Source organism: Paenibacillus sp. WLX1005 (genome assembly GCF_046603685.1).
Lineage (GTDB): Bacteria > Bacillota > Bacilli > Paenibacillales > Paenibacillaceae > Saccharibacillus.
Window position 1 is genome coordinate 1696150 of record NZ_CP176756.1, and the last position, 13324, is coordinate 1709473.

The 13324-nt window shown below is 49.4% G+C and carries 8 protein-coding genes; 7 read left to right on the forward strand and 1 reads right to left on the reverse strand.

Features of this window, described 5'->3' with window-relative positions; translation table 11 throughout:
* Window positions 1-85 precede the first annotated feature (85 nt).
* The 6 genes from ACE3MZ_RS07405 (at window position 86) to ACE3MZ_RS07430 (ending at window position 7130) form a co-directional block, all read left to right on the forward strand.
* Entirely contained in the window at window positions 86-1534 is a 1449-nt protein-coding gene (locus tag ACE3MZ_RS07405; RefSeq protein ID WP_411345812.1) for a bifunctional metallophosphatase/5'-nucleotidase, read from the forward strand.
* A gap of 100 nt (window positions 1535-1634) precedes the next feature.
* Window positions 1635-2768, forward strand: a complete 1134-nt coding sequence (gene yfkAB, locus ACE3MZ_RS07410; protein WP_411345813.1) for a radical SAM/CxCxxxxC motif protein YfkAB — start codon at window positions 1635-1637, stop codon at window positions 2766-2768.
* Between the two features lie 94 nt (window positions 2769-2862).
* Entirely contained in the window at window positions 2863-4239 is a 1377-nt protein-coding gene (locus tag ACE3MZ_RS07415) for a hemolysin family protein (RefSeq protein WP_411345814.1), read from the forward strand.
* 139 nt (window positions 4240-4378) lie between these two features.
* Window positions 4379-5065, forward strand: coding sequence for an HAD family hydrolase (locus ACE3MZ_RS07420; RefSeq protein ID WP_411346725.1), 687 nt, complete (start codon window positions 4379-4381; stop codon window positions 5063-5065).
* Window positions 5066-5202: 137 nt separating this feature from the next.
* A complete protein-coding gene (locus tag ACE3MZ_RS07425) occupies window positions 5203-5553 on the forward strand; it encodes a YlbF family regulator (RefSeq protein ID WP_411345815.1) in 351 nt (116 codons plus the stop codon).
* A gap of 236 nt (window positions 5554-5789) precedes the next feature.
* Complete coding sequence (locus tag ACE3MZ_RS07430) at window positions 5790-7130, forward strand: DRTGG domain-containing protein (RefSeq protein ID WP_411345816.1); 1341 nt, start codon at window positions 5790-5792, stop codon at window positions 7128-7130.
* Window positions 7131-7274: 144 nt separating this feature from the next.
* Here ACE3MZ_RS07430 and ACE3MZ_RS07435 read toward each other — a convergent pair whose 3' ends face one another.
* Window positions 7275-9227 (reverse strand): methyl-accepting chemotaxis protein, encoded by a 1953-nt coding sequence (locus tag ACE3MZ_RS07435; protein ID WP_411345817.1) that lies wholly within the window; start codon window positions 9225-9227, stop codon window positions 7275-7277.
* A gap of 246 nt (window positions 9228-9473) precedes the next feature.
* On the opposite strand from ACE3MZ_RS07435, the gene ACE3MZ_RS07440 reads away from it, so the two are divergent.
* Window positions 9474-13127: a DNA polymerase III subunit alpha gene (locus ACE3MZ_RS07440; RefSeq protein ID WP_411345818.1), complete on the forward strand. Its 3654-nt coding sequence runs from the start codon at window positions 9474-9476 to the stop codon at window positions 13125-13127.
* The last annotated feature ends 197 nt before the right edge of the window (window positions 13128-13324 follow it).

Genomic DNA, 13324 nt, shown 5'->3' on the forward strand with positions numbered 1-13324 from the left:
TCAATGTTTATATTTGCGATAATACCCGAATTTGTGCGTGATGATACATCATCATAGAAGCTATTGAGACGAAAGGGGTTCCCGTATGAACACAGAACAGCAACGAGACAGCGATATGATCACGATTTTGCATACCAATGATCTGCACAGTCATTTTGAAAATATGGGCATCCTGGCTGCAATCGCGGATGAATATCGGCAACGCTGCGGCGATGAGCATGTGCTATTGCTCGATATCGGCGATCATATGGATCGGATGGCGATGGAAACGGAAGGCTCCAGCGGTGGTGCCAATGTCGATATTCTCAATATGACCGGCTATGATGCAATCACAATTGGTAACAACGAAGGGTTGACATATACGCCAGAGATTCTGAATCAGACATATGCTGGCATTGTTAGTCCGGTCATATGCAGCAATGTGATAGAGTATGAAACAGGGGCGCCGCCAGTATGGATGGAGCCATACCGAATTATCGAGAAAAGCGGCTGGACAATCGGACTGGTTGGGGCAACCGCGCCTTATGGTGATTTCTACGACATTCTGGGCTGGAATGTAAGCGAACCACTGGCAAGCTTACAACCACTCATTCGGCAGCTTCGAGGTCAGGTGGATTTGCTAGTGTTAATGTCGCATCTTGGATTGTCCACCGATCAGAGATTGGCAGAGCAATTACCGGAGTTGGATGTAATTCTGGGCGGTCATAGCCATCATGTACTGGAGCGTCCGTTGCAGATCGGTCATACCGTAGTCGGAGCAGCTGGCAAATTTGGACATTATATGGGGTATATGAGCTGGCAAAAGGATGTACATGGCAACCGTCCACGTCTATTGGATAGCGGGCTAGTTCCAACCTCACCAGAGATGGAGCGTAGCGCCGAGATTGAAGCGGCGATTGTGCTTCATCGTCAGCGTGCAGAAGAACGGATGAGCCATGCGATTGCGATGCTGGAAAGACCATTAGATATCAACTACGAGCATGAATCTCCGCTTGGCAATCTGTTGGCGCAGGCGGTGCGCCGTTATACCGGAGCGGAGCTGTCCATCGTGAATAGTGGACAATTGCTTGGCCCATTGCCAGCAGGCGAGATTAGTGAGGCACTGCTACACCGTCTCTGTCCGTCACCGATCAATCCGTGTCTGACCTTGCTCAAAGGCAGCAGCATTCGGCAGGCGCTGGAACAATCACTGCTAGGTGAATTTACGCATAAGCCGATTATGGGTTATGGCTTTCGCGGCAAAGTGCTAGGTGGGTTATGTGTAGATGGCATGAATGTTCATGTGGATTGGTCGCGCCCGCCCTATGAGCGTATAACAAGCATCAAGATAGGAACAGAGATACTGGATGACCAGCGTGAATATAGCGTTGGCTCGCTAGATATGTTTACCTTTCGAATCGGATACGAATCGCTCAGCGAGAGTGCGGGTGTGACATATATGCTGTCCGAATTTATCCGCGATCTGCTGCGAAGTGAATTGCAAACGCCGGGTGCGGTGTCTAGCTGTGCCGGAGCGCGCTGGTTTATGTTATGATAAACAAGACCTTGTACCAACAATTGCATAGTAGATGTGCATATGATCCGTTATGCAGAGTGAATTTCAGGGTTAATACATGAAATAAGGTGAAAAATAAATGACAGTTATACACAGAAGTGAGTGGCCGCTGAAGGAATTATCCCCGAGTTACGATCCGTGGGACCCACTGCAATCACTTCGCCAGTACGGCAAACATACGCTGACAAGCGTGGAGATGACGGTGACCAATCTGTGCAATATGCGCTGTGAGCATTGCGCGGTCGGCGATTCGCTCGTATTGCGCGAACCGGACATGATCCCGCTACCGCTGATGCTCAAACGCCTTGATGAGGTAGAGCATTTGCAGACGATCAGCATTACCGGCGGGGAACCGTCGTTTCGTAAAAAAACAGTAGATGAGGTGATCGTTCCGCTGCTGCGTTATGCACGCGAACGCGGGATCCGTTCTCAGATCAACTCCAACCTGACGCTGGACATCGGCCGATACGAGCAATTGCTGCCGTATCTGGACGTTATGCATATTTCATTTAACTATACATCACCCGATGATTTCCATGAGGTGGGCTTTGCCAATAGCGGTCATCCGGTTCCGCGCGAAGCCGCTGTACGCATGTATGACAAGATGATCGACAATACGCGTCGTCTGAGCGACGCAGGCATGTTCATTTCCGCCGAGTCGATGATTAATTACCGCACACACCGCAAGCTGCCAGAGATTCATAATCTGATTCGCGAAATGGGCTGTCAGCGTCATGAGGTGCATCCGATGTATGCTGCTGATTTTGCCGCTAAACTGCCAGTGCTGTCACTGGAAGATTTCCGTGCTGCGATTCACGATCTGTTGGATCATCGGGATCAGGATATGTGGATGCTGTTCGGTACATTGCCATTTTTTAGCTGCAATCCGGGCAAAGAAGATCGCGAGATCGTATCGCGTCTACGCGGCGAGCGCAATGTAACGGTACGTAACGATCCAGACGGACGCAACCGGGTCAATGTGAATATGTTTACCGGGGATGTGTTTGTAACCGACTTTGCGGCGATTCCGGCATTTGGCAATATTGCAAACCGTAAGCTGGATGATATCTTTGGCGAATGGAGCAATAACCATCCGCTGAATCAGCAGGTCAATTGTCATTGCGATCTGGCTGCTTGCTGCGGTCCGAATCTGCTCGTGGCAGATATGTATTACAAAGATACGGATTTCAAATCACGCAAAGCGATACTGTAAAAGTCGCCTTCATTGTGCGCAGGTACGCCGTGTATGGGTTCCGGCGGCAGTGTGCGGCTGATGTACCATATATCCGAGAAAAGGGGCGTTCCGGTTGGGGCATGAGTTTGAGATCGGCAGTTTAATACTCAATTTGGCTCTTGTATTTGTACTTGTATTTTTGAATGGATTTTTTGTGGCCGCCGAATTCTCACTGGTCAAAGTGAGGCATTCGCGGCTAACGGAATTGAAAAGTGAAGGCAACCGTCTGGCAGGGTATGCGCTCAAGGTAAACAGCAAACTGGATGCGTATTTGTCAGCTACTCAGTTCGGTATCACACTTGCCTCGCTCGGGCTTGGTTGGGTCGGTGAGCCGGCGATATCCGAGCTGCTGGTAGAACCGCTTATGTACAAATTAGGCTTTACCGACGGCACGTTAATTACGACGATTTCGGTCATTATCGGATTTGCGGTGATTACGTTTTTGCATATTGTACTAGGCGAGTTGGCGCCCAAGTCGCTGGCTATTCAGCGGACAGATGGCGTATCGCTGGCATTGTCTGCGCCGCTGCTGTTCTTTTACCGGGTATTCTTCCCGTTTATCTGGTTGCTGAATACGGCTGCCAATGGTGTTCTGCGCGCAGTTGGTATTGAGCCTGCGAGCGAAGCGGAAGGTGCGCATTCTGAAGAAGAAATTCGCATTCTGATGAACCAGAGCGCTAAGAGCGGGGTTATGGATGAAGGCGAGATTGAGCTCGTTAACAATATTTTTGAATTTTCCGATCTGCTTGCACGTGAAGTGATGTTGCCTCGTACCGATATGAATTGCTTGTATACGAATCTGTCCAAAGAAGAGAATCTGGCGATCATTCAGGATACGAAGCATTCGCGTTATCCAGTGGCGGTGGAAGACAAGGACAGAATCATCGGCTTTGTACATATTACCGATGTACTGTTGTCGCCAGTTAATCAGCCGTATGATCTGGCTGCGCTGGCTCGTCCGATCCTTAACGTACCAGAGTCGATGGAGATCAGCCATGTATTGCAATTGATGCAGAAGAATCATGCTCAGATGACGCTGGTAGTTGATGAATACGGCGGTACTGCTGGTTTGCTGACTGCTGAGGAGATTCTGGAAGAGATTGTTGGCGAGCTGTACGATGAGTTCGAAGATGAGCGGCCAGATGTGGAACGGATCGGCGATATCATTTCGGTGGATGGTCGTATGTTGATCGAAGATGTGAACGAGCTGTCCGGGGTGGAGATTGACGACGATGAAGTCGATTCCATCGGAGGCTGGATGTTCAAGGAGCTAGAGGGCGTACCGGAAAATGGCAAAACCGTCGAAGTGGACGGTGTCGTATTCGAGGTTGCCGAATCAGAGCGTCTGCGCATTATGCGGGTGCATGTTCATCCGCTGCCTCAACAGGAAGATGAAGAGGACGAGGAAAATGAACATCGCAATGAGGAGCGTTCATCCGGCGAATCGTAAACAACTGTAGAGATGCAAATCGTTGAGCCGATAAGATTGGTTTGAATCATACAATGGTATACAGGCGGTATGGATCTTGTCCATACCGCCTGTGCTACATGTATACATAGTATAGAAGTATGGAAAAGGAGTGCGAATGATGAGTGAATTTCCAGTACTACGCAAGCCAGAAGCGATGATGTTTGATATGGACGGAACGCTGTTTGAAACGGAAACCGTTCTGCTGCCCGCCTATTATGCCACCTTTGAACAACTGCGTCAGGAAGGGTTGTACGAAGGCGAGACACCGCCGGAAGAAATTATTCTCGGTTCGCTCGGTATGCTGCTGGAAGATATCTGGGCGCGTGTGATGCCCGGTGTGGGAGAACGCACAATTGTACGCGCGAATGAGCTGCTGGAACAGCTGCAAATTGATCGTATGAAGGCAGGTACATCGCGTTTGTATCCGCAGGTGGAGCAGACACTGCGTGAACTACATCGTCACGGTGTAAAGCTATTTATCGCCAGCAACGGGCTAGAAGGCTATGTAAAAGGGATCGTGGATGTGCACCAGCTTAACGATATACTGGATGGCGTCTACAGCGCGGGCGAGTACCAGACAGCGACCAAGGTTGATCTCGTGAAGCTATTGCTGGAACAGCATCAGATCGACCGCGCATGGATGGTCGGTGATCGTTCGTCCGATGTCGAAGCAGGACGCCAGAATGAGCAGACCGTGATCGGTTGTCGGTATGCGGATTTTGGTGACAGTCATGAGCTGGATGGCTCGGATGTGATTATTACGTCGTTTGAACAACTGCTGGATGTGTTTAATAAAGCGGAGTAGCGGCACGGTTTTACTTTGACCTGCAAATCAGTTACCCTGTAATGGATATGTTTTGGCCTGCCGTGGCTGGAGCTGCGGGCAGGCTGTTAGCATGTATAAAACAACGGTGATGGATTCACCGGAAAGTGGGGCTTTTTATGACAAACATTTATGACAAGGCCAACGAATTGTCTCAATCGATTCGCGATAGCAAAGAAGTGGCTGATATTACCGCAGCGATGCAACTGATCGACAACGACCCGGAAAGCAAACGCATGCTGGACGATTTCCGTGCGCGTCAGATTGAAGTACAACAACGTATGATGTCTGGCGATATGCCGAACCCGGAAGAAATGGAACAAATGGAAAAGCTGTTCGAGGTACTGAATCTGAACCTCAACATTCGTCGTCTGTTTGATGCCGAGCAACGTCTGAGCACAATCATCGAAGATATTAATAAAATCATTACTGACAGTTTGAGCCATCTGTATGGCGGTTCAGCTCAATAATCTGTCATAATGCAGCATTGCAATAAGAGTATAACAGCATCCTTTCATACTGATAGGATCACAGCAGGAACAGTTAATGCTTCCAGCTATTACTAATCATCGGTTATAACTTCGGATGACGATATCGCCCGGAGCAGAGAAGCAGCGCGACTTATCCCAAATTGGGAGGAGACGCGCTGCTTTTTTGTGCTATAATACAACAATAGTGATACAGATACGGAAAGGTGGTGCTACAGTTGCAAGAACAGGATGATTCGATTACGAAGCATGAGCAGCTGTTACAACATATCGAAAAGCTCAAAGTTGGCTCCAAAATCTCGGTACGCAAGCTGGCAAGGCAGATGGGTGTTAGTGAAGGTACTGCCTATCGTGCGGTCAAAGAAGCGGAAACGATGGGCATCGTCATTACACGCGAGCGGATTGGTACGGTACGGATCGAGAAGCGTCCACGCGGTGTATCTGATCAACTGACATTTGCCGATGTAGCGGACATTGTAGAAGGCAAAGTATTGGGCGGCGGCAGTGGTCTAGACAAAACGCTTGTGAAGTACGCGATCGGTGCGATGAAGCTGGATGCGATGATGCGTTATGTGGAAGCAGGTAGTCTGCTTATTGTCGGTAACCGAGAGGATGCCCACCATCTGGCGTTGGAGCATGGCGCAGCAGTGCTGATTACCGGTGGTTTTAGCACTAGCCCGGAGGTCAAAGCGCTTGCGGATGCACGCGGTCTGCCGATTATTTTGTCGCGTCATGATACATTTACCGTGGCGTCCATGATTAACCGAGCCTTATTCGACCGGATGATCAAAAAGAAAATTATGCTAGTTGAGGATATTATCGCTGGTAGACCGAAGCCGGGTGTACTGAAGGCATCCAGCACAGCGGATGATTTTCACGAAACGGCAGAGAAGACTGGCTATCAACGGCTGGCAGTAGTTGACGAATGGAATCGGATCATCGGCATTGTTGGACGTAAGGAAATTCAGCAATTGCCACCGGATCAACCTATTGAAAAGGTGTTAGTGCGTCGTCCGATTACCGCAACGCTGCAAACGTCACTGGCGTCCGCCGCGCAGACGATGATGTGGGAAAGTATCGACTTTCTACCTATCGTTGACCGGAACCGCAAGCTGATCGGCACGGTCACAAGACGTGAAGTACTGCAAGCGATGCGTGATGCACAGCATGAGCCGAATACAGGCAATATGGAGACGTTCGATTATCTGATCTGGAACGGATTTGCCGAAGAACGGGATGAAGAGGGTGGCGTGGTCTTCCATGGCTTCATTACGCCACAGATGGCGACGGAGCTAGGTAACATTTCCGAAGGCATTCTGATCTCGGTTATGATTCAAGCAGCGATTCGCACCGCACGATTATTTACCGGTCATGATTATGTACTGGACAATATGTCTACGTATTTCCTGCGTCCGGTTCAAATTGAGGATGCGATTATGATTCGTCCGACCGTGCTTGAAGCAAGCCGCCGCACATACAAAGTCGAGATTGAGATTCTGTACGAAAATGCGCCCGTCTCCAAATCGATGCTGACATTGCAATCGATTGATCATGGCTGAGAGTATACGATGAAGTGACATGCTACAGTAAGGTGAAGCGATATATCGAACCAACATGTATACAGCAAAGAGGCTGCACCGATATAAGCGGGCAGCCTCTTTGGTATATATAGCAATGCACTGTTGCTGAACAGTGTAGTCTGATTACACTTTAAAACGGTCAACCATGCCTTTCAATTCCTGCGCCACGCTGGACAAAACAGCTGCGGACGAAGAAATCTCTTCCATTGTCGCCAATTGCTGCTCGGTAGCAGCAGAGACCGATTCGATCTCGCCAACGGCTTGACTGCTAATACCAGACATTTCGTTGACCGATTGAATAACTCGGCTCGTACCATGAGACAGAGTGAAGGATGCGTCGGATACACTTTGGATACTATCGACCACCTGATTTACATAGCTACGAATCTGACCGAACGAATCACCTGCCGTTTGCACAGCGCTGATGCTTTGTTTGACCTCGCTGGCACCAGCATTCGTTTTGCCAACGACGGACTGGATTTCGGTCTGAATGTTCTGGATCAAGCCGCCAATCTGATTGGCAGAAGAGGATGCTTCGTCTGCCAGATTCCGGATTTCCTTGGCAACGACGCTGAAGCCTTTGCCATGCTCACCAGCGCGGGCGGCTTCGATACCTGCATTGAGAGACAGCAGATTGGTCTGCTTGGCAATCTGAGCAATGGCAGTTACAATCTCGCCAATCGTTTGAGAATGCTGGCTCAGATTACCGACGGAGCCGGACAATTCATTGAAAATAGATTGCAGCTTACCAATCTCATCGTTCGCAGAGCGCAGCGCATTGTCGCCCTCGGTTACTTTATCTGCGGTCAAAGCAGCGGTGGCGGCAACCTGCTGAGCGCTACCGGCAATATGCTGAATACCATCAGCCATCTGATACACGGTACCTGAAGTATGATTCACCTGCTCGGACTGTCGCTCCGAACCGGAAGCCATTTGCTGGATCGATTCGGCGATATGCTGCGACGCGTGTGTCGTTTCGGTAGAACTGGCATTTAATTGTTCCGAAGAAGAAGCCAGATGCAGCGACGTATCTTTGACATGGGCGACAATCTCGCGCAGGCTGGAAGTCATCTCGGCAAGTGATTGCGATAGCGCCGCTACTTCATGCTTGGCACGAATATTCCATGTTGTCGTCAGATCGCCTTTGGCAACCGAATCGGTCGCTTGAACAAGCTGCATAATCGGTCGTGTTAATCGTCCGGCAAATATATAACCGGCTACAATCGCAACAATCAGGGAGATGACAAGAATAATGATACTGCTGTACAGCAAGGTGAAATATTCCTGCATAATCAAGCTGTATGACTTCTCGCTGAATACCGTCCAACCTGTAATTGGATCTTTCATATAAGAAACGACCTTTTTCGCGGCTCCTGTTCCATAAATGAGTGTGCCACTGTTACCAGCTGATCCTTGTTGAAAGGCAGTCGTTGTATGAATATCGCTATCCAGCTGTGTCGTATCAGGGTGAGCCAGCACTACACCGGCACGGTCAGCAATATAGGCAGTTTGCCCATTGGTGGAAAATTCCTTGGCATATGTGCTCATCGTATCCAGCGGCAATGAACATTGTACAAAGCCAGTCAATGCATTGCTGTTATCAAACACAGGGTAAACGATGTTAATAATTTTTTTGCCGGAAGATTTGCTGACTAGCACATCGGAGATGACAGGCTTCTGTGTGGCGATCAACTGCTTGTAATAATCGCGATCACTGACATTATCCAAATCGGCATCGGTATTTTTGGCGATCTGCTGACCATCCTGATCGCTAAATACAAGCGTTTGCAATTCTGGATGCAGACCAGCTACTTGAGCGAGCAGATTTTTCGTTTGGGGAAGCTGGTCAGGTGTATACTGTTTGAATTCCGGGTTCGTTGCCAGCTGTTGCAGCATGGACAGCTCGCTGTTTACGAGTGTTTGTGCCTTTTGCAGCACGAGATCGACGTTCTGCTCATTCATGGCATATGCATCGTTCTGGATTTTCTGGGTTGTGCTAATCAGACTGAACGCTCCGAACACCAACAATGGTACAATGGTGATAATTGACACAACAAGTATTAACTGCCTCTTCATGATTTTGCCCCCGCTCTCCACTTAATCAAGTGTAAACTTGCATACAATATTCTTTTTATCGGTGACAATAAGTAAAACATTAGAAAGTATTGTCAGTATTTGTCGTGACCGAGTATAAAGTTTTCGTGGAACATACAGATCAATGGACCATTTATGGTAAAATAATAAAGCTGAGTATGCCCGCAAAATGGTGGGTAATGGCTGTATAGAATCTCAGAAATACGACTACAGAAAGCAGGGAAGCGTATGACCCCATTCGTACATTTGCACGTGCATAGTGAATACAGTCTGCTCGACGGGGCTGCGCGTATTCAAGATCTAGTGAGCCGTGCAGCGGAGAATGGCATGACCTCGCTCGCGCTGACGGATCATGGCGTGATGTATGGAGCCATCCCATTTTACAAAGCTTGTTTACAGCACGGCATCAAGCCGATTATCGGCTGTGAAGTCTACTATACTGCCGGTTCGCGCCGTGAAAAGGCTGCGCGCAAAGATCAGCCGATTCATCATCTGCTGTTACTGGCGAAGAACGAAACTGGTTATCGAAACCTGATGAAGCTGTGCTCAATCGGGCACCTCGAAGGCTTTCACTATAAGCCCCGTATTGATGGGGAAGTGCTGCGACAATATCACGAAGGCATTATTTGCCTGAGCGCCTGTCTGGGCGGCGAGATTCCGCAGCATCTGCTGAACAATGAACCGGAAAAGGCTAAACAGGCTGCCCAGCGTTATCTGGATATTTTCGGTGAAGATTTCTATATCGAATTGCAAGATCACGGTCTGGCAGAGCAGAAGAAAGTCAATCCGCTGCTCATTCAATTAGCACGCGAATTACATGTGCCACTCGTCGCTACTAATGATGTGCATTATCTCACCGAGGACGATGCCAAAACGCAGGATGTGCTGATCTGTATCGGCACTGGCAAAACGGTAGACGATGAAAGTCGTCTGCGCATCCCGACGAACCAGCTATACCTGAAAAATGGTCAGCAGATGGATACGTTATTCCCGCATGTGCCGGAAGCGACTGCCAACACGGTTGCTATCGCTGACAAATGTCAATTGAATATTCCGCTTGGTCAATCGCTGTTGCCATCGTATCATCCATTGCCGGAAGGGGTAGATGCTGCCCGCTATCTGGAACAGCTATGTCGTGAAGGATTGGAGCAGCGGTATAGCGAGGGCGAGCTATGGAATGTACCAGAACAACGTGCCGAGCTAGAGCAGCGTCTGCAATACGAATTATCTGTCATCGGCAATATGGGCTTTGCCGATTATTTTCTGATTGTATGGGACTTTATGAAGTTTGCTCATGAAACCGGCATTGTGACCGGACCGGGCAGGGGCTCATCAGCAGGCAGTCTGGTAGCATATGTACTACGGATTACGAATGTCGATCCGATTCGATATAAGCTTCTATTTGAACGTTTCCTGAATCCAGATCGCGTATCGATGCCGGATATTGATATCGACTTCAGCGATCTGCGACGTGATGAGATGATTGATTATGTTGTATCCAAATATGGACGTGATCGGGTTGCTCAGATCATCACCTTCGGAACGCTGGCTGCCCGTGCAGCTGTACGCGACGTTGGACGAGCACTCAATGTGCCCTATTCTGATACCGACCGCGCTGCCAAGCTGATTCCGGCGCAGATTGGCGTGACGATTCAGCGCGCGCTGGATCAGGTGTCCGAGCTGCGTGACCGCGCTGCTCAATCACCAGCGGTGAAGGAATTGATCGATACCGCGCTCAAGGTCGAAGGGATGCCGCGTCATGCTTCTACTCATGCCGCAGGTGTCGTCATTTCCAGTGGTCCGCTAACTGATGTCGTACCGTTGCAAGAAGGTAGTGAGCATGCCGTGCTGACCCAGTATGCGATGGAAAATCTGGAAGCAATCGGTATGCTGAAAATGGACTTTCTCGGACTACGCACCTTATCTATCATCGAACGCTGTTTGGACTGGATCAAGGAACAGACCGGTGAAGTGATTAATTTTGACCAAATTCCGATGGATGATGCGCTCACTTACAAAATGCTCAGTCAAGGCGATACGATGGGCGTATTCCAGTTGGAGTCGCCGGGAATTCGTCGTGTGCTGCGCGATATGAAACCGAGTGAATTTGAAGATATCGTCTCGGTCAATGCGCTGTATCGTCCAGGTCCAATGGACTTTATCCCGCGTTATATTGAAGGCAAGCATGGCAGCATTACGGTGGAATATCCGCATCCCGATTTGCAGCCAATTCTGCAAGATACGTATGGGATTATCGTGTATCAGGAGCAGATTATGCAGATTGCTTCCTTGATGGCGGGTTTCTCACTTGGGGAAGCCGATCTGCTGCGCCGAGCCGTTTCTAAAAAGAAACGCGAAGTGTTGGATCAGGAGCGTGCCCACTTTGTGGAAGGTAGTCTCAAGCAGAATTATAGCGAGCAGGATGCCAATGTTGTGTATGATATGATCGTTCGCTTTGCCGATTATGGTTTCCCGCGTGCGCATGCGACCGCTTATGGCGTGTTGGCATTCCAGACCGCTTATCTCAAAGCGCATTATCCGGTTCAATTTATCGCATCAATGCTGACCGCCGTTATGGGCGTACATCGCCGAGTGGCAGAATTCGTACTGGAATGTCAGCGTATGGGTGTGGAAGTGCTACCGCCGGATATTAATCAGAGCGGTGTAACCTTTACCCCCGTGCCAGATGAATCGGTATCCAGTGGTGGACATATCCGCTTCGGTCTTGGCGCCGTGAAGAATGTCGGTACGCAGGCGATTAACAGCATGATCAAGGAACGCGAAGATCGTCCGTTTGACAGTCTGGTCGACTTTTGCCGTCGCGTCGATCCGAAGGCGTGCAACAAGCGCGTCATCGAGTCGCTCATTCAAGCAGGTGCTTTTGACAATTTGCCCGGGCATCGTGCTCAACTGCTGCAAATGCTAGATGAAGTGATCAAGGAAGCGGCAAAATGGCGCAAAGAGCGTGAGGAATTGCAGATTGAGATGTTCGACTTTGATCTGGGCGAGAAGCCGAACTGGGAAGTGTCGTACCCGGATGTGCCGCCATTTAGCGCGGGTGAACAGCTGGAGTTTGAACGTGAGCTACTCGGATTATACTTGTCCGGTCATCCACTGGACGATTATGAGCAGCCGATCGAACAGTCCGGTCTGTCACGGTTGATGAATCTGCATGAAGCCGAAGACGAAAGTCTGGTCGCTGTTGCCGGTATGGTCGTTTCGCTCAAAGCAATTACGACCAAGCAGGGCAAAGCGATGGCATTTATGGAAATGGAAGACCAGATTGAGAAGTGCGAAGTTGTGATGTTCCCCGAAACGTGGCGCAAATGCCGCGATCTCGTTGACAAAGGCGTACTGCTGATCGTGCGCGGTCGTCTGCAACAGGAAGACGAGGGCTTCAAACTGCTGGCAGAAGAAGTAATACCTCTCACTCCCGATCATACAGTGGAGATGGCGGAAAAGGTCAAGCAGCGCATTCAGTCTGCACGCAGCAAAAAGTCCCTGTCATCCAGTAGCGGAACTAGCAGCGGTTCATCAACCGCCGCGGCGCGTTCCATCGCGCGCACATCGACAGCAGACGGCGGAACCGCCTCATCGCGCAATACGGCATCTTCAACTGCCGAGCGTAGTGCAGCCGCAGTCGTAGATGCGTCGAAGCAGCACGTCTATATCAAAATTACGAGCGAAGCCCAGCGTGCAGGCAAGCTGGAGCAGCTCAAGCAATTGTTCGCCAATCATCCCGGTCAGCTCGGTACGATTCTCTTTTATGAAGAATCGCAAAAGCTGTTCGATCTGAGCGGCAGTTATCGCATCAAGCCTTCTCCCGACCTGTTCAAGCAAATGGAGCAGATGCTAGGCGAAGGCACCGTACGTGTAAAATAAAAAATAACATCGTTTCTAAATAAGATTTTTATAGTATCGATCTGCCATTGTCCCTATCAACACTCCCATCGATCCACCGCTCACCTCTGAACGGTGGATCGATTTCTTATGATGTTTCTTTGTTGCGGCAAAAAAGTGTGGTATGGTATCATTATCCCATTATGTGGGCTTCGGCCTGCCATTTTATCATGATCGTA

Coding starts and splice junctions, on each gene's coding strand:
- ACE3MZ_RS07440 (WP_411345818.1), top strand. CDS start 9,474: ATGACCCCATTCGTACATTTGCACGTGCATAGTGAATACAGTCTGCTC.
- ACE3MZ_RS07435 (WP_411345817.1), bottom strand. CDS start 9,227: ATGAAGAGGCAGTTAATACTTGTTGTGTCAATTATCACCATTGTACCA.
- ACE3MZ_RS07425 (WP_411345815.1), top strand. CDS start 5,203: ATGACAAACATTTATGACAAGGCCAACGAATTGTCTCAATCGATTCGC.
- ACE3MZ_RS07405 (WP_411345812.1), top strand. CDS start 86: ATGAACACAGAACAGCAACGAGACAGCGATATGATCACGATTTTGCAT.
- ACE3MZ_RS07420 (WP_411346725.1), top strand. CDS start 4,379: ATGAGTGAATTTCCAGTACTACGCAAGCCAGAAGCGATGATGTTTGAT.
- yfkAB (WP_411345813.1), top strand. CDS start 1,635: ATGACAGTTATACACAGAAGTGAGTGGCCGCTGAAGGAATTATCCCCG.